The following is an 18,528-nucleotide window of genomic DNA, read 5'->3' as shown; positions in this document are numbered from 1 at the left end:
TGAATACAGCATGAACAATTTTGAAATGACCGTTTTGCGATGAAAACCCTCGTCGGAGCCATCGGGGCTGGAGCCGTAATCACGCTTTTTCGTACTCGCTGAGTACCCCGATTAAACCTGTTACTTGCCCGTCGGTAAGAAAAGTAATGGACTGCAGGTTATCCCATGGAGTCAATAATCATGAGTCTGACAGATACGCTTAAGAACCCCCTGTCTGCGCTAACTGAAGGCGGACTTAATCGCTACCGTCTAGATATTCCGTCCTGCACAGCCTCACTGGATGTGGAAGAGTTTAACGGTAAGGAGTTCATGAGTGAGCTCTACTACTACGAAGTTATCTTTACCAGCAGCGATCAGAATATCAGTTCAGCGCAGTTGTTGACTAAGCCTGCCACGCTGACTATGGGAACCGGGCCACTGATGGGGCTGACCGGGCAGAAAGTGGTGCATGGCGTGGTGACGCATTTTAAGCGTATCAGTGGCTCTCGTGACCAGGCGACGTACCAGATTATTATTGAGCCGTTCCTGTCTTTGCTGCGCAAGCAATTCCGAACTCACCGCTTTTTTGTCAATAAGTCGGTCCCGGAAGTGGTGGCAGAGGTGCTCATGGAGCATGGGCTCAAAGGCTGGGAGTATGAGTTCACCCTCAAAGCCGACTATCCAAAGCGTGAACAGATTAACCAGTACAAGGAAAATGACCTCGCGTTTATTGAACGCCTGCTGGCCGAAGTGGGGATTTTCTATTTCTTTACCCTGCAGCCCGACACCCAGACCGAAGTGGTGCATTTCGCGGATAAACAGAGCGCATGGACGTTCGGTAAAAAACTGCCGCTCAGCAGCCCATCGGGAATGAGTGACAATGGGGTCGACTCGGTGTGGGATGTGCACGTCCGACAGAGCGTGGTGGAGCGCTCTGTCACCGCCAGTGATTACAATCACCGTGAAGCCCAGAATGTCCTGACCTCGGTACCGGCGGACATGACCCGCGGCGACGGTGACGGTGTTACCTACGGTGAGGTCTATCACTACCTGCCACGTCATCTTGAGCGTGGCGACAAAATCACGCCGACGGCGGAAACCGGTAACTTCTGGGCGCGTCTGGAGCATGAACGTTTCCTGTCTACCCAGACCACGGTGACTGGCAGCAGCACCGACCACACCCTCGGCCCGGCGCAGGTAGTGACTATTACCGACATGGCTATCCCGCCAACACTGCCCCGGGAAACGGAGAACGGTGTTGTTATCATCCGCACTGGTTACTACGCCAGCCGTAAGAATGCCCTGAAAGTGGCATGGGTAGCGATGCCGTACTACGAGAACCGCTGCTGGCGTCCTGCCGCTAAAAAGCGCCCAGTGGTCAGCGGCACCCTGACGGCGCGCGTAACCAGCGCCAAAGATAACGATATCTATGCCTGGCAGGATGCCTCCGGCATGTACCGGGTGAAGTTTGATGCAGACCGCGATGATAAACGCCAGGGCATGGAAAGTATGCCGGTGCGCTTTGCCAAGCCTTACGGCGGTGATAAATACGGCTTCCACTTCCCGCTGATACAGGGCACTGAGGTCGCGATTGCGTTCCATGAAGGCGACCCCGATCGTCCGTATATCGCCCATGCGATGCACGACTCCCGCCACGTTGACCACGTCACTGAGGCCAACAGCACGCGTAACGTTATCCGCACCGCTGGCCTGAACAAGCTGCGGATGGAGGACAAGCGCGGCGAGGAGCACGTCAAGCTCAGTACAGAGTACGGGGGAAAAACGCAGCTGAATTTAGGGCACAACGTTGATGCTGCCCGCGAACCGCGCGGCGAGGGTGCGGAGTTACGTACCGATCGGTATGTGTCCATCCGGGGTGGTGCCGGAGTGTTCATCACCGCTGATAAACAGCCGTTTGCCAGCGATAAGATGCTGTCCATGCGGGAAGCGATATCTCAACTGGAAAATGCATTAAGTATTGCCAGAAGCCTTTCTGATGCTGCCGAAACGGCAGACGCATTGCCAGCAGATATTCAGAGCCAGGTTAATCTGACAGATGCCCTGAAAGACCTTGTCCAGCCTGGAATGGTGCTGAATGCGCCTGAAGGTGTGAGCATCACTAGCCCACAGGCGGTTCGTATGGCATCGGGGAGTGCAAGCGTCGGGATTATGTCCCAGCAGAATACAGACATCAGCGCGCTTAAGCGTTTTACTGTGGCAGCGGGTGAAGCTGTGAGTATGCTGGCCCGAAAGGCCGGGATGAAGCTTTTTGCGGCGAAGGGCAAAGTAGAAATCCAGGCTCAGGATGATGCGATTGAGGCTATTGCAAAAAAAGACGTCACGGTGACCAGTGTGGAAGGCAAAGTAGTCATCACAGGGGCAACAGAGCTGGTTGTTAACTGTGACGGTGCATTTATAAAGCTGGCGGGAGGAGATATGGAGTTCGGTGCTCCAGGAAATATTCTACTGAAATGTGCCAACGTTCAGAAAATGGGAAGTGCGGACTATGACGCACCTAAACCGGAACTTCCGCAAGGATATAGTGAGAACTTTATTGCACAGGATAAGGAGTCTGGCGATATCCTGGCTAATACGCGATATCGGATAACCACTGCTGATGGTTCTGTTTATGAAGGGCGTACTGACAGTGAAGGTAAGACAGCTGAAATATTCGGTGTGGCAAAAAGCAAAATCAATATTGAACTACTCGGTGGCTAACTCAGGGAGTTAGAAAATGACTAAAGGTACACAGCAAAGTAGCCTGGATAACGTGAGTAAAAATACTGTCGTCAACGGAGAACATGGTCCTCAGGTTTATTTTCACCCGGGCAGTGCAACGCTACTTTGCGTTGATGTAAAAGATAACCGCTTCCTCATACAGGAACAGCTAAAAATGACAGCGTTGCTGGAAAATCAGAAGAGAGCGCAAATTGCATTGGATGAACTCAATTTCGAAATGTTGACTCAGGCAGGCAAGCAACCGCAGCGTACTTATGACAGCAAACTTCAGATCACCTATCAACAACTCAATGACGCTAACGAACAATTAAAGGCAGAGCTTAAAACGCTGACTGCAAAGATTCCCGAGGGGGAACTGCTTGATGAGAACTCCAAGGGTTCAGCGATAGGCCTTATTGAGTTGATTCCTCTCCAGAAGACTGCCGGGTTTAAGAGTACTTATGTTCGCTCCGATAAAATTCGCAGCCACTGGCGGAAGTACAAACTTAGTGAGGTAGATAAGGAAAGCGGTGAGGCCAGCTTCATTAAATATACAGATAAAGAAGTTACGGGTGTCGATGCTAATGGGAATGAAACAAAAAAAACAGTTCGATCGGGAAAGATTGATGCCGAAGAGTTAATAAAACAATTAAAAGAAGCATCAGTAAGCCTTAAGTTTGAAGATGAGCTATTAGAAGATAGCAATGTTGCGCTTACTGACTGGGCAAAAAAAATGAATAAAGGGCTTACCTGGCCCAAAGAAAATGATAAGCCTGACGATGAGTCTACTTATCATCAGTACGTCGACATCAGCGCACAGGCACAGTTGATGCGCTATAGCCAGGGGGCCGGACTGTCTGCTGAATTTAACCCTTTAGAAAAGAAAGCCTCCGCAAAGATGGAAGGCCACTCAAGTTTTGCACTGGGTGAGGCGAAAGCATCGACTGAACTATTTATTCCCGATCGACTTGGTATTGCATTGTTGTTTCCTGCCAAAGCATCTGCGGGGTTAGCGGGTGATGTCTGTAACATGGGTGCTATCCGCTACACGATTAATGCGGTGTTGTCCGGTAATGTCGGGGCAAGCCTGGGGATTGAGCTGGGTGTGGAAGCTGATTTTAGTGGAGAAATGGCAAAGGGCTATGGGATTAAGGGAAGCCCTGCGAAACTTGCACCTCCGCCACCTCCAGGTCAGAGGAAGATTAATTTGGCCATTCCACTGCCGGATGCTCAGGCTGGTGAAGAAATTGGCGCTTTTGCTGGCGTTCAGGCGGGTGGCAATGTCAGCGGTGCTATTGAATGGTTTGATCCGTATCCTGATGTCGACAAGCAAATCGCTCACGATAGTAACAAGAAAATTTTTGCTAAAGAGAAAAAATTCACAGCGATTGCCAAACTGTCTCTTGGTGTAACTGCTCAGGCTGGAGCTGGCGGATCCGCAGTTTTTTACGTGACGTATATTAACAGTCGCTTCAGAATTTATTGTAAGGCAGCACTTTGCTGGGGTGTTGGTGCCAAGGGGTCTTTAGGCTTTGAAGTTGACGGTAATTCATTTTCTGCATTTATGAAGAGTTTTATGTATATGCTCAGGAATGTTGACTACCAGAAGCTTGAAAAAATGATGCCGCCAGATACCTTTCAGTCGTTATGCGCGATACCAATAATATTAGCTGCCGAAGGGATTCAAGTGGGAATCGATATGTTTAAGAGCATTAAAAGCGATATTCAAGGTGTCTTGAAACAGCTTGATAACGCACTGGATAATGAAGAAAAAAGGGTTGTATTGATGAAGAATATTATAGATAACCCTGATCAGTTGAAATATACTCCACCAGAAACAAAAGGCTCTATAATATCACAATTAATGAATTTTAACGCCTTGGATGTTATAGATCAAAGAAACCAAAAAAAGGACACTAGTAAATGGGGGGTGATGCAGTTAAGGAAAACAGCAATAATGTATTGCTTCAAATGGGTGCAGAGTAAAGCAGATTATAATAATGTTATGCAACACATGACTGCTATACCGGCAGAAGGAAAGGGTAGTGCAGAAGTTAATGAAAAGGCATTGTTGAGTTTTTTAGGAATGACGGAGTTCGGATTGATGGGGAGTTACTCCACGCAATACGAACAAAATATCCATACTCTCTATGAAAGGCTTCCTGACACAGTTGACTCAGATGAACCTTTTAGACCAATTCCTCATGACGAAATGAAACAATATATTGCATTGATTAATGATTGTCACAATGTTAATACTCAAATGGCATAAGGCAGGTAGTAATGAAAAATAGAAATGTAGAAAAAACATTGTTGCTCCTTGTTTTCACAATTGTTGCTTGTGATGGTTCATCAAAAAAATCAGAATTAGCCAATAAGCTTATTGATAAATCAATTGCAAACATGGTGAGTGTTAATGGCGGTGATTTTCTGATGGGAGACTTTGGACCGTTGGTTGGGGAGAAATTACCTTTTAGTATTCAACAAGACGATAAAGTACTTCATAAGGTCGTTCTTGGAAGCTTTATGATCTCAAAATATAAGGTCACAAATGCCGACTATAAAATATATCTGGAAGTGACAGGCACACCCTCCCCGCTTGTTGACATTCTTTCCAAGAACTCTCCGTTGCTTCTGAGTGATGATTACTCTGCGAGTGTTACCTGGCAGCGAGCAAAGGATTATTGTATATGGCTAGGGGCGCAGTCAGGGAAAGAAATAGATTTACCGACAGAAGCTCAATGGGAGTATGCAGCTCGCTCAGAGGGTAAGTATTTACCTTTTGCAACCGATAATGGAAAGTTAGAGCGTGGCAGCAACTATCCAACATATGATGCATTGCAAAAGTTTACTGGTGGGTTATATTTACCAATATACCCAATTGGTAAATACCCCCCAAATCCATTGGGGCTTTATGATATGGGATTAAGTGGAAAGGAATGGACGAATGACTGGTATGCATCAGATTATTATTCGTATTCTCCAATGAAAGATCCACGGGGACCAACGAAAGGAGAAAGGAAAGTTCAGCGCGGAGCTGTAGGTGGGGATGACCAATATGCGTTAACGATGTTCAGGCAATCTTCACCACCAAGTCAAAAATCAGAAGACGATCATGATTATGACGATGGTGTTTTTCGTTGTGTGATTAATAAGTAACCACTTTTTCAGTGCTCAGGCCTAATTTCAAAACGTATCCGTTTTCAATTATGATAAAGATGGGATTCTGCCTACCTATGTTTTTCGGTATGTGGTTAACGACTAGATAAAATGGATTTATGTATGAAATTAACATTCCCTAAAGTTCTTGTTGTTTTTTGCTCATTGCTTTTTTCATTAAATTCTCTTGCGAGTAACCAGTATTATCTTGTTAGAGATATTAAGAACCTCAATCTGTACTTGTGGAACGGTCCAGATGTTAAAGAACGAATGCTAATTGGATACAATTTATCAGGTGGCATGGATTTTAATGCGACTACCGGGGTTATCTGGGGTGGGATAGGTGGAGCAAGTCATTATCTATGGGCTGCTGACGTTAAGTCCGGGGTTAAGAGAATACAGTTTCGACCGAGAGATGTGTACTCCAACGTTGCACCCATGAATGATGTTATCATTTCTTCAAGTGATAGCCATTGTATCTTTACTGACGGGAATGGTTTTTATTCTTACAGCATTGACGCCCCTGTATCTAGAATCATGTTTTCCGGGGCAGCAAGCAATGCCTCAGATAAAGCTCACCGAGTTTTCTTTGACGATAAAAATAATGTAACTATTGCTCTTTTTGATAAGCACTTTTCTCTTTTATCAAAGAGCACGAAGGGTAATAAGCTGACAGTGGCCCATTTTCTAAAAAAACATAAATTATTCACTTAAATCACTTGGCGACTTTGCCTCTCTTTCTGATAATGGAGATGCTTTATACACCAGTGCGTCTGTTTAATATAATGAGGGGTGTGGATTTTCTGCGATATTGTCAATGAATATGAGGAACGGTGTTGTTAATAAAATTATACTGCCGTATTTGAATGGTGTTAAATATAAAGTAAAACAATTTTATATAGTTGATGGTGAGCGTAAAATCGCAATGCTTCTTGAGGGGAGAGCAAAGCCTACATGGTATGCTTACACGGCAAATGCCACATCAGAAAATAACTCTGAAAACAGCAATGATAACTATCAGCAGCTTTTTAATAAGTACGATGCAGGATTAGAAACTGTACAATACCCAGTCGGTGATGACTACTTTTATTCCGTGACTACAGATAAGGGAGATTTAATAAAAATAGATCTTTCTGGTGGTTTTAATATCACTTCCTTTGAGGTTAAAGGTGAAATGAATGGTGCGGTTACGGTTTCGCATGGTGATGTTGCTTATCCGTTTGTAGAACCTAAACTATCCAGCCCAAAGAAAGGCAGTGCTGTGAAAGTGCTGGGTGATTATATGGTTTGTAAGGATTTGAATAACTCTCCTGACGAAAAGAACTGTGGCTCGGCAAGAACTGGTGTTGATGCCATTGTTCAGGAAATAAGAACTATTGAATCTCAGCAATTTGTGAAGATATCGGCAGAGAAAGATCCGACTCTGGTTTTCTGGATGGTTATTGAAAATGTACAGCCAGTCAATTAATTACTTTTTTATAGCAAAAGGAAGATTGTCATGTCCAAAGGATTCGTATTACTCGGTGATCAAACTACCCATGGGGGGCAGGTGCTTTCAGCATCCTCGACCATGATTGTTAATGGTAAAAAGGTTGCTCTGATCGGAGATAAAGTTAGCTGTCCGAAAGAAGGGCATGGTGTTAATACCATTATTGAAGGTTCGCCTGAATGGTCTTCAGACGGTAAAGCGATTGCTGTGGATGGTTGCCGCTGTGAATGTGGTTGTCAGCTGATATCCAGCGCACCGGATTGTGTTGTAGGATAATTAATGAGCTGGGAGCGTGAGAAATCAACGGTATCCAAGAAGCCTGAAGAGCCTTCTTTTGTTCTTTGGCTTATGTTGGGAGTTATCGCAGTTGTAGGGAGTGTGGTGCTGTTCGTCCTGCATGTTAATAAGCTTTCAGGGCCTTTACAGGAATTTAATATTTGGGTCGTCACAGCAAGCCCCATCGTTATCTGGTTTTTCTTCCTTTGCCTGCGGGGTTGGCTCTTCAATAGTGCATTTGATAAGCATGAGTTCGAGGCTAATGAGGCTGATTACGCCCAGCAACAATGGACTGAATGGGCCGGCAGAAACATTGCAGTGCTCCATAGCAGTGTCATTTTTCCGGAAGCCCTGACGCCATTTCGTTTTTTGCAGGCCTCAGCTGAGCAGGTGCAGCGCACAACATTGACGCAGCATTTTTATCACTCAACTCCAGAAAACTGTTTTTCACAACTACTTGAATGTGTCAGTGATGCCCTGGTCTGGGTTCCATCAGACTTACCCCTTGGTGCCACTTTGCTGACGGATTGGCAGGAAGATCCTCTGATACTTCAGGCCGAATTTGCAAAGGTCTGGCAGGAAATAGTTCCTTTATGCCCTGCACCTGTTTTGAATATACAGACCGCAAATACCTTTATCTGGCTGGAAGAACGGATCAAATCGCCAACGCTGGATGTGGATCTTATTCTGGTGCATCAGACTCAGGGGAAAGGGCGTTATAGCGACATCCTGGCCTCTTTGTTGCTGACATCAAATGATGTTGCCACAAAATATCAACTTACTCATGATGCCTGCCTGCTACGGCCAATGTCGTTAGATATGGGTGATATGAATAAATCACTGGATACGTTTTTCTCGACGCAGACTCAGGCCTGTGCCACCGCCAGTATTGTTGGCGACAACGTGGAATGGGGAAATGCATTCTCTGGTCTGCTTGAAGCAGCACAAAGTTATGGTGGTCACTGGAAACCTGAACAGCTCCACTGGCTGGAAAAATATGCCGGGCTCAGCGGCCCCTTTTCTCCATGGATAATGGCCGCAGTCGCCAGCGATATCGTGAATATACAAAAAGCAGACTGTCTGATTCTTTCTACAGATGGTGAGCGAAAATTTATTAATACAGTGCAAACAGGGAACCGAGATAATGACAACAGGTAATTCGTCATGGCGTGGAGGGTGGGGCAAGCTGGGATTCTCCGCTCTTATTGCAGGGGGGATTACCTGGTTAATCTGGCACTTTGGCGACCAGATTGGGCTGCACACTACGCTGCTGAAAAGCCTAGCGCTTGCCGGCGTTTTATTTCTGTTACTCATGTTCCGCCACGGCAAAACCATCACGCTCGCCATCAAACAGGGCTGGCATCGTTTTCAGGCAAAGCGTCTAAGTGTCCTGCCTGCCGATGAAGGCCGCGTCAAGCAGACCGCACCCCGCAACGTCACCGTCGACACCATCCGTGACGCCATGCGTAACCTCTATGGTCGTCGCTGGGGACGTAAAACACGCATCCTGCTGATAACCGGTACGGCCGCTGAAGTGGAGCAACTGACTCCCGGCCTTACCAGCCAGCTCTGGCAGGAAGACCGCGGCACGCTGTTGCTGTGGGGCGGTGATCTCAATATCCCGGCCGACAGCGTCTGGCTAAGCGCGCTGCGCAAATTGCGTCGTCGTCCGGTGGATGGACTGGTGTGGGTCACCTCGGCGTTTGACCAGCTCTCAGCGCCGGGGCTGGAACAGCCGCTGCCGCTGCCGTCGGAAAGCACTATGGATTCCCTCTCTCATGCCATCAGCGTCCGTATGGAAACGCTTGGCTGGCAGCTCCCGCTGTATGTTTGGTCCCTGCACCCGCGCGCTGGTAAGCCGGAAGGCCGCACCGTGCAGGCCACAGGTTGCCTGCTGTCAGCCGGATGCACTCCTGAAGGGTTGGCTGAACAGCTTGCGGCACTGACGCCAGATTTGACTTCACAGGGTCTGCAGCAGAGCTGTGGTGAGGTAAAACACAACTTCCTGCTGACGCTTGCCGACCAGCTTATTCGTGAGCCGGAAAGCGTGACCGCGCCGCTGTCGGTGATGCTCAATCCGTACCGTCCGCTGCCGCTGGCCGGGGTGGTGTTCAGTCAGCCTTCAGCCGGCGCCGACCGTGCCGTGCCGCACCACTGGGGCATGGATAAGCGCTGGGAGGCTCTGCCTGAAGCGGTACGGATGCTCCCTGCCGGACTGCGTCCGCGCAAGCCGGGCATGCCCTGGCGTAACCTGTTTGCGTCGGTTATTGCCCTGGCGATGGTGGGCTGGGCTGCATGGATGAGCATCGCGTATGTCACCAACCGCAGCCAGATTGACGGTGCAAATGCTCAGGCCGAACTTGCCGCCCGTCAGAATCAGCCGCTCCCACAGCGCCTGTACGTGCTGTTGGAGCTGCAGAAAACGCTGGCCCGTCTGCAGTACCGCGCTGAGCATGGGGTGCCATGGTATGAGCAGGCCGGGCTGAGCCAGAATGACGCCCTGCTGGCGGCGCTCTGGCCACGTTATCAGGACAGCGCGCTGCCTTTGCTGCGCGATACGGCCGCTGACCATTTGCAGAAACAGCTAAATATCTTTAATGCCCTGCCGCCGAGCAGCCCACTGCGCGAGCAGAGGGCAAAAACCACCTATGGCCAGCTTAGGCTCTACCTGATGCTGGCGCGTCCAGCGCATATGGACGCAGCCTGGTTCAGCGCTGCCTTGCTGAACGACTGGCCAAAGCGTGATGGCGTGAGAGACGGCGTCTGGCAGGGGATGGCACCGTCGCTGCTGTCGTTCTATGGCGCGCAGCTGGTCGCGCACCCAGAGTGGAGGATTCGAGCGGATGAGCGCATGGTCAGTCAAGTACGCTCCCTGCTGGTGCGCCTGATGGGCGTGCGTAATAGCGAATCGTCCCTTTATCAGACGATGCTCTCTGAGGTAGCCCATCTGTATGTCGACATGCGCCTTGACGATATGACCGGCGATACCGACGCATCCCGTCTGTTCAGCACCACCAACATCGTACCGGGAATGTTTACCCGTCAGGCCTGGGAGCAGGCGGTGCAGCCTGCCATTGAGAAGGTGGTGAAGGCGCGACGGGACGAGCTGGACTGGGTGCTTACGGACAACACTCGTCAGGCAAAAATGCAGGACGAAGCCTCGCCGGATGCGCTGAAAAGGCGCCTGACCGCGCGTTACTTTGCTGACTTTGGCGGGGCCTGGTTGTCGTTTCTCAACAGCCTGCGGCTTCGCCGGGCGACCACGCTGTCGGATGCCATTGATCAACTGACCCTGATGGCCGACGTGCGCCAGTCGCCGCTGGTGGCGCTGATGAATACCCTGAACGTTCAGGGACGCGCTGGGCAGACTGGCGAGGCGATTTCCGACTCCCTGGTGAAATCAGCCAAAAACCTGCTCGGTGGTGACAGCAAGAAGGCCATAGACCAGAGTGCCGGCGTTCATGGCCCGCTGGATGCCACCTTTGGCCCGCTGCTGGCGCTGATGGACAAGAACCGCACGGGGACACAGGAGCAGAGCCTGCAGTCGTACTTGACCCGGGTGACCCAGGTACGTCTGCGCCTGCAGCAGGTGACCAACGCCGCCGACCCGCAGGCGATGGCCCAGACCATGGCCCAGACGGTCTTCCAGGGCAAGGCGGTGGATCTGACCGAAACCCGTGACTACGGCAGCCTGATTGCCGCGGGTCTGGGTCAGGAGTGGAGTGGCTTTGGGCGTACGGTGTTTGTGAACCCGATGGAGCGGGCCTGGCAACAGGTGCTGACCCCGGCGGCCGAAAGCCTCAATGCCCAGTGGCAGCAGGCGGTGGTGGCCGAGTGGAACCGTGCCTTTGGAGGACGCTATCCGTTTAACCACTCCAGCAGTGACGTGTCCCTGCCGTTGCTGGCCAAATACCTCAATGCCGACTCCGGGCGTATTGCGCAGTTCCTGCAGACCCGTCTTAAGGGCGTACTGCACCAAGAGGGCAACCACTGGGTGCCGGACAGCATCAACGCGCAGGGGCTCGCGTTCAACCCGGCGTTCCTCAATGCCATCAATACCCTGAGTTATATCTCGGACGTGGCCTTCCCCGAAGGCAACGCCGGCATGAGCTTCGAACTGCGCCCAGGCACCGCCGCGGGCGTGATGCAGACCGACCTGATTATCGATAGCCAGACGTTGACCTATGTGAACCAGCTGCCGGCGTGGAAGCGTTTCACCTGGCCTGCGGATACGGAGGCGCCCGGCACGCACCTGAGCTGGATTAGCACGCAGGCGGGCACCCGTCAGTATGCGGACATTCCCGGCGCCTGGGGCTGGGTACGCCTGCTTGAGAAGGCGGCGGTGGAGGCTTACCCGGGGCTCGGCAGCGGTTACAGCCTGAGCTGGAGGGCACAGGACGGGCGCATGCTCAATTACACCCTGCGTACCGATGCCGGAGAAGGGCCGCTGGCGCTGCTGAAGCTGCGCAATTTCCGCCTGCCTGAGACCATCTTCAGCACCACCGGCGTGGCGGCGCCAGATCCGCTCGCCGGCGCAACCCGTGGTGCCGAGGAGGTCTACTGATGAGTACGCTGAATGCGTTATTGCAGGCCTGCCAGGCTGAGCCTGCATCACTGCTTGCCGCGACCCGTGAGCGCGTGGCGCAGTGGGATAACTGGCTGCAGCCGTTGCCCGGCTCATCCCCCGTCGGTGACGATCCGAGCTATGACGATGACTTCCAGCGGATGCGCGAGGAGGTCAATAAACTCTCCGGGGCAGACACGGATCTTATCTGCCGGCTGGCAGAGAAGCTGCTCACCACCCTCGCCAAAGATATCCGTGTTGCCACCTACTACTGCTGGGCAAAGCTGCACCGTGAAGGCGAGAAGGGATTGGCCGAGGGCTTTGAATTGTTGGCCGGTCTGATAGACCGCTTCGGCGCGCAGCTGCATCCGCAGCGTGACCGCAGCCGTAAGGCGGCGCTGGAGTGGCTGGCCGGCTCGCGTATGGCTGATTCACTTTCCCTGTATCCGGAAGTGGTCAGGAACGATGCGATGCGGACCAGCGGGGCGCTGCTGCTGATAGCGCAGCTTACCGAACATGAACCGGATCAAACCCGCCCGGAACTCAATGCGCTGTACGGTGCGCTGGAAAACCGTCTGCAGAAAGCGGGCGGGGTGGATGCGGTGGTGCCGCAGAACGCCGGTAGCAGCGAAACACCCTCAGCGGCCAGCCACCGCGATGCCCCGGCCATCGGGCGCATCACCTCCGGTCAGGATTTGCTGGCCCAGGCCCGCACGCTCACCGAATATTTGCGCGAACAGCCGGACGGCTGGCTGTCAGCACATCATCTGATGAAAAGCCTGCGTCACGACACCCTGCGGGCCATTCCGGCCCCGGATGCGCAGGGGCGTACACGCATCGAGCCACCAAGGGCGGACCAGCGTGCACTGCTCAAACGCCTCTATCTGCAGCAGAACTGGGCTGAAATGCTGGAAACGGCTGACAGCACCTTTTCCCGCGGTGCCAACCACCTGTGGCTGGATTTGCAGTGGTATATCCACCAGGCGCTGACGAAATCCGGCCAAGAGACGCTGGCCGACATTGTCGCGGCTGACCTGAAAGGGCTGTTGTCGCGCCTGTCCGGGCTGGAGACGCTGGCGTTCAGTGACGGTACCCCGTTTGCGGACGACGTGACGCTGAACTGGATCCAGCAGCGCGTGCTGGACACCGTCGGTGGGTGGGGTGATGACACGCCATCAGCCCCGGTTACCTCTGGTAACGACGACATTCTGGCGCTGGAGCCGGAAGCGGTGGCACTGGCCGACAGTGAAGGCCCGGATGCCGCGTTGGCCTGGTTACAGCGGCGTCCCGGTGTCACCACGGCGCGGCAACAGTGGCTGCTGCGTCTGCTAATGGGCCGTATTGCCGAGCAGTACGGTAAAAATGAGCTGGCGGTGCACCTGTTTGCAGAGCTGGGTGAACGTGCAAGAGAAGTGACCCTTAGCAACTGGGAGCCTGAGCTGCTGTTCGAGGTCCAGGCCCGTCATCTGAAACTCCTGCGCTTGAAAGCCGCTCGCAGTGAGGCTGACAAGGTGCGCCTGAATCCACTGATGGAACAGTTGCTGGCTGGACTGATTGCGGTTGATCCGGTTCGTGCTTCTGTCTTGTGCGCGTAATTTATTTTTAATAAGATTAATGAGAAAATAATGAGTAAAAAATATTTAGCTGTAATGCTATTTTTATCAACCGTGATATTAAGTGTGTGTACTCCAATCCTTTGGGCCTTGAATAATCCAAATGATAGTCGCAGACATTCTGAACGAGTTGAAGCATATAGTGATGAAATCCAGCCTGCTTTTGAATACAAAAATGTCAATCTGAGTACTAAGTCACTCTCAGGAGAAACAGGAAGTATTGAGCTTCCATCTGAAGGTGTCGGTTTTATTGGTAAGAAGAATGTGTATTTTGTCACTCAGAATGGCAATGCTTTGCTATCCCTCAATAAACTAATGAAAGATATTCCGCTTAAGGAAATTGGAAATGGTAAGTATGTAGATATTAGTCTTGTCAGCGATTATCAGGGTTATGGTAACGCCGGATTTAATTAGTTCATTCATGTAAAAACTCGGCAACCTGCGTCATCATTAACGATTAAAGAAAGAACCCGTCTTACGGATGCCTCTTTTCAATTAAAAGATGGATTCTATCAACGGTCTATCGAGATCAAAGGTGTGATTATCAATAAGTCAAGACTCGGAGGAGTTATACCGGGTGAAGCATCTCTCAATGACCGCTATCAGGCTCGTTTTTATAAATACACATCCAGTGTAGGTATGGGCGGAGGGAAGCTTGCATTCAATGTATTGATGACCCCCGTCACTCTGACCGGAGACATCCTGCTGCTTCCTTTATATCTCCTGATGACGATGAATTGATGATATACCACATCTCATCATGCTCGCGTTTGCCCTGGTCTGGTTATGTTGTAAACCAACAAAAATAAAATACCCGACCTCATCTTCTGATTCGATAAATTAATTACCCGGGATTTATTTTTATGAAAGATTTAACCCTGCGCTATTTCGATGCGGAAATGCGCTATCTCCGCGAGGCGGCAAAAGAGTTTGCTCAGACCCACCCCGATCGGGCCGCGATGCTGGATCTGGATAAGGCTGGCACACCCGATCCCTACGTTGAACGCCTGTTCGAAGGCTTTGCCTTCTCGATGGGGCGGCTGCGCGAAAAGATTGATGACGACCTGCCGGAACTGACCGAAGGGCTGGTCAGTATGCTCTGGCCACACTACCTGCGCACCATTCCGTCCCTCTCGGTGGTGGCGCTGACCCCCTCGCTCCATGCCATGAAAATGGCGGAGGTCGTGCCAGCGGGCCTTGAGGTGTACTCCCGTCCGGTGGGGCCGAAGAACACGGTCTGCCGTTACCGCACCACCCGTGATGTGATGCTCAACCCGCTGAGCATCACAGGGGTGACCATGGCCACGGAGCCTGACGGGCGTTCGTTGTTGCAGATGCGCTTTGCCTGCAGCCGCCAGGCGGACTGGTCCAGCGCTGATCTCCGCCGCCTAAGCCTGTATCTCGGCGCGGATGCGCCCGTCAGCAGCCAGCTGCATCTGATGCTGACCAAACGGCAGGCCGCCCTGTATATGCGCCTGCCCGGGCAGAGCGACCGTATCCGGCTTGACGGGTACTTCTCGCCGGGCGGTTTTGCCGAAGAGGAGGGGCTGTGGCCGAAAGGTGATACCGCCTTCAGCGGCTATCAGCTGTTGTTAGAGTACTTCACCTTCCGCGATAAGTTTATGTTCGTCCATCTCAACGGCCTGGACGGCATTACACCGCCTGTTGGAGCGGAGTATTTCGATATCGAAGTCGTGTTCAGCACACAGTGGCCATCAGAGCTGCCGGTCACCGATGACGCCATCCGCCTCCACTGCGTGCCGGTCATCAACCTGTTTACGCTGGAAGCCGACCCACTCACCATCACCGGGCTAGAAAGTGAGTACCTGTTGCGCCCTAAACGCCTTCAGGACGGGCATACCGAGATTTATTCGGTGGATTCGGTGACCGGCTCAAACCGGACCCATGACGCGGAGTATGTACCGTTCAGCAGTTTCCGCCACAAGGGCGGGATGATGCGCCGCCATGCCCCGCCACGCTATTACCACACCCGAGTAAAGCGCGGCGTCACCGGGCTGTATGACACCTGGCTGATTCTTGGTGGCCACCAATGGGAAGATGACCGCCAGTTTGAGCGCGAGGCCGTGTCGCTGCAAATCACCGGCACCAACGGCCAGCTGCCGCGCCGGGCGCTGCAGAGTACGCTGCTGGACCGCTGTGAGCAGGTGGTCCAGACGCCGCTGTCGGTGAAAAACCTCGGCAAACCCACGCTGCCGGTTTACCCGCCGGCGGAGGACCGTTTCCACTGGCGGGTACTGAGCCACTTGGGATCGGGGTTTCTGAACATGATGAGCACCGCCGACGTGCTGCGCGGCACGCTGGCGCTCTATAACTGGCAGGAGGATGAGCTGAATACCCGCCGTTTAGAGGCGATTCAGCAGGTGGCTCATCATCGGCTACAGCGCTTTGAACAGGGTTTTCTGCTGCGGGGGCTGGATATCGAGGTCACCCTCGATAGTAACGGCTTCACCGGCGAGGGGGATATTCACCTGTTCGGCGAAATGCTCAACCGGTTCTTCGCGCTGTATGCCGACATGAACCAGTTTAACCAGCTCACGCTTATCGTTCAGCCAGAAGGAAAATGCATCCGGTGGAAAGAAAACCACAGCCCGCGCCTGCCCAGCTGATAGCGCAGCTGGGCGACCGGCTGCCATACCTGAATTTTTACCGATTCTGCCAGTTACTGGAGCAGAGCCAGCCGGATAAGCCGCTCATCGGCAGCACCTGGCAGGTTCGGCACGAGCCGGTGCGCTTCCGGCCTCATCCGGGGATGGGGTTCCCGGCCGCTGAAATCAAAGGCGTAGAGCTGCCGGAGTATCCGCACCTGCCGCCGACGGTACGCATCACCTTTATGGGACTCTACGGCGTGGAGTCCCCGCTACCGATGCACTGTATCGATGATATCACCCAGCGGCGGGAAGGGTATGAAGCGACAGCCGATTTTCTCGATATCTTCAACCACCGGTTGATTGCCCAGTATTACCGAATCTGGCGGAAATACTCTTACCCGGCGAGCTTCGCCGCCGGCGGTAAGGACAATATCTCGCAGTACCTGCTGGGGTTGGCGGGACTGGGGCTAGATGGCTGCAGTGAAAGCATCGCGGCCCCGGCCTCACGTTTTTTGGCGCTGTTGCCGCTCATGTTGCTACCGGGACGTACCGCAGAAGGTCTAGCCTCACTGGTGCGTCTGCTGGCACCCAACACGCAGGCGAAAGTCTGGCACCACGATAAACGTCGGGTGCCGCTGAAGACGCCCCTGACCATGAGCGTCAGTCAGCCGATCGCCCTGATAAACCGCCCGGTGATAGGGCGCTATGCCACCGACGTGAACAGTCAGGTGCTGATGAGGCTCACGACCCCTGACCCGACGGAAGTGCAGGGCTGGTTACCGGGCGGGGCGCTTCACTCGGATTTAATGGCGCTGCTGCACGTCTATCTTGGGGCTCGGCTGGATGTGCGCCTGCAGCTGTGCGTCGACCTTAGCCTACTGCCGGACGCGACAATGAGCACTAAACCTGAGGCTGGCGCAGTGCAGCTGGGGCGTACCGCTGTGATGCGGCCGCTGAAGGCGGCGAACACGGCCACACAGTCCAAAACCATAACCATCAATCTTGGCCGCTATGAGCGGGTACAGGAAAATATTCACCGCAGGGAGACCGATGAAGATGGCGATTACCGCGGATAAATTGACTCTGGCTGCGCTGGCCGCCGGTATCACACTGGTACTGGCGGGCTGTGGGCTGACCCAACGCGTCACGGACGGCACCGTCGCGGTGACCAAATCGATTTTTTATAAGCAGATAAAGACCCTGCATCTGGATATTCGCGCCCGTGAAGCCGTCAACAGCAATGCTGGTGGTGTAGCGCTGTCGACGGTGGTGCAGATCTACCAGCTTAAGGGCCGTAAAACGTTCGACAGTACGGACTACCCGTCACTGTTTAACGATGACGGCCAGGCCATCAAAGCGGACCGAGTGGCAGAGAACGCTATCCGCCTGCAGCCGGGTGGGGCGGTGATGATCGATATGCCGATGGCGGAAAACGCGCAGTACGTGGCGGTGGCGGGGATGTTTATGTCGCCTGACCAGGAGAACAACACCTGGCGGGTGGTTCTGAGCCGTGACGACCTCGATCCGGATCACGCCCGGGTGATTGAGGCTGGCAACAACCGTCTGACCCTGAAGGCGCTGAAAGATGAGTGAGTCACCACGCCCGTCGCTGTATGAAACGCTCTTTGGCAACTTTACCGGCGGCCTCGACCTGAATCAGGTCAGTGAACAGAATCAGGTCATTCTCTCCGTACTCGACAACCTGCGGCGCATTGTTAACTGTCGCGCCGGGACGCTAGCGCATCTGCCGGACTACGGCCTGCCGGATATGACTAAAATTCTCCAGGGGATGCCGGGGTCGGCCCATGAACTGATGGGCACCCTGTCGGCTGTTCTGCTCAAATATGAGCCCCGTCTGAAAAAAATAGCCGTTGTCCTGCTGGAACCGAGCGTCCCCGGCGAGCTGCGCTATGCCATTGATGCCGAGCTCAAGGGCGTTGGCCTGGTGCGCTATGGCACCGAGTTTACGCCCGAAGGCCGAGTGCTGTTGCGACACCTCAAACAGCAGCAGTATCTCGATAATAGCGCCAGCGCATGAGCCTGTGGGCGGCGAAACGATGTAGCCAAATAGCCAAAGCGCACACGCGGCGCCGCATCATCCCCTGCTATGCAGCAAGGCCA

General features: G+C 52.8%; 14 protein-coding genes. All 14 read left to right on the top strand.

The annotated features are described in order from the left end of the window. The first annotated feature begins 180 nt into the window (after positions 1 to 180). The 14 genes from BRD58_RS10680 to tssE all read left to right on the top strand — a co-directional run bounded on the left by BRD58_RS10680 (position 181) and on the right by tssE (position 18,445). Entirely contained in the window at positions 181 to 2,697 is a 2,517-nt protein-coding gene (locus BRD58_RS10680) for a type VI secretion system Vgr family protein (protein ID WP_015461684.1), read from the top strand. Between the two features lie 16 nt (positions 2,698 to 2,713). Continuing rightward, complete coding sequence (locus BRD58_RS17740) at positions 2,714 to 4,969, top strand: hypothetical protein (protein ID WP_078057741.1); 2,256 nt, start codon at positions 2,714 to 2,716, stop codon at positions 4,967 to 4,969. Positions 4,970 to 4,980: 11 nt separating this feature from the next. Beyond that, on the top strand, positions 4,981 to 5,856 hold the full coding sequence (locus BRD58_RS10670; RefSeq protein ID WP_071840969.1) for a formylglycine-generating enzyme family protein: 876 nt from the start codon (positions 4,981 to 4,983) through the stop codon (positions 5,854 to 5,856). Positions 5,857 to 5,979: 123 nt separating this feature from the next. Continuing rightward, positions 5,980 to 6,570, top strand: a complete 591-nt coding sequence (locus BRD58_RS17935) for a hypothetical protein (protein WP_133175641.1) — start codon at positions 5,980 to 5,982, stop codon at positions 6,568 to 6,570. Between the two features lie 103 nt (positions 6,571 to 6,673). After that, positions 6,674 to 7,324: a hypothetical protein gene (locus BRD58_RS10665; RefSeq protein WP_015461681.1), complete on the top strand. Its 651-nt coding sequence runs from the start codon at positions 6,674 to 6,676 to the stop codon at positions 7,322 to 7,324. A gap of 30 nt (positions 7,325 to 7,354) precedes the next feature. Next, positions 7,355 to 7,621: a PAAR domain-containing protein gene (locus BRD58_RS10660; protein WP_015461680.1), complete on the top strand. Its 267-nt coding sequence runs from the start codon at positions 7,355 to 7,357 to the stop codon at positions 7,619 to 7,621. Positions 7,622 to 7,624: 3 nt separating this feature from the next. After that, positions 7,625 to 8,779, top strand: coding sequence for a hypothetical protein (locus tag BRD58_RS10655; RefSeq protein WP_069578759.1), 1,155 nt, complete (start codon positions 7,625 to 7,627; stop codon positions 8,777 to 8,779). Then, a complete protein-coding gene (locus tag BRD58_RS10650) occupies positions 8,766 to 12,185 on the top strand; it encodes an ImcF-related family protein (RefSeq protein ID WP_073382879.1) in 3,420 nt (1,139 codons plus the stop codon). The genes BRD58_RS10655 and BRD58_RS10650 overlap by 14 nt, the downstream gene beginning before the upstream one ends. After that, the gene (gene tssA / locus BRD58_RS10645) at positions 12,185 to 13,780 is read left to right on the top strand and encodes a type VI secretion system protein TssA (RefSeq protein WP_073382876.1); all 1,596 of its coding nucleotides are present in this window, start codon (positions 12,185 to 12,187) and stop codon (positions 13,778 to 13,780) included. Before BRD58_RS10650 ends, tssA begins: the two co-directional genes overlap by 1 nt. A 30-nt stretch (positions 13,781 to 13,810) precedes the next feature. After that, positions 13,811 to 14,212 (top strand): hypothetical protein, encoded by a 402-nt coding sequence (locus tag BRD58_RS17930; RefSeq protein WP_139263898.1) that lies wholly within the window; start codon positions 13,811 to 13,813, stop codon positions 14,210 to 14,212. Positions 14,213 to 14,661: 449 nt separating this feature from the next. Next, positions 14,662 to 16,425: a type VI secretion system baseplate subunit TssF gene (gene tssF, locus BRD58_RS10640; protein ID WP_015461675.1), complete on the top strand. Its 1,764-nt coding sequence runs from the start codon at positions 14,662 to 14,664 to the stop codon at positions 16,423 to 16,425. Continuing rightward, the gene (tssG, locus tag BRD58_RS10635; protein WP_073382871.1) at positions 16,380 to 17,483 is read left to right on the top strand and encodes a type VI secretion system baseplate subunit TssG; all 1,104 of its coding nucleotides are present in this window, start codon (positions 16,380 to 16,382) and stop codon (positions 17,481 to 17,483) included. The genes tssF and tssG overlap by 46 nt, the downstream gene beginning before the upstream one ends. Beyond that, entirely contained in the window at positions 17,464 to 18,000 is a 537-nt protein-coding gene (gene tssJ, locus BRD58_RS10630; protein ID WP_373694010.1) for a type VI secretion system lipoprotein TssJ, read from the top strand. The genes tssG and tssJ overlap by 20 nt, the downstream gene beginning before the upstream one ends. Then, positions 17,993 to 18,445, top strand: coding sequence for a type VI secretion system baseplate subunit TssE (tssE, locus tag BRD58_RS10625; protein WP_073382861.1), 453 nt, complete (start codon positions 17,993 to 17,995; stop codon positions 18,443 to 18,445). The genes tssJ and tssE overlap by 8 nt, the downstream gene beginning before the upstream one ends. Positions 18,446 to 18,528: the final 83 nt, after the last annotated feature.

Source organism: Edwardsiella piscicida, from assembly GCF_001896205.1.
Lineage (GTDB): Bacteria > Pseudomonadota > Gammaproteobacteria > Enterobacterales > Enterobacteriaceae > Edwardsiella > Edwardsiella piscicida.
The sequence above is the reverse complement of the archived record's forward strand: the minus strand, read 5'-3'. Positions and strand labels throughout refer to the sequence as shown.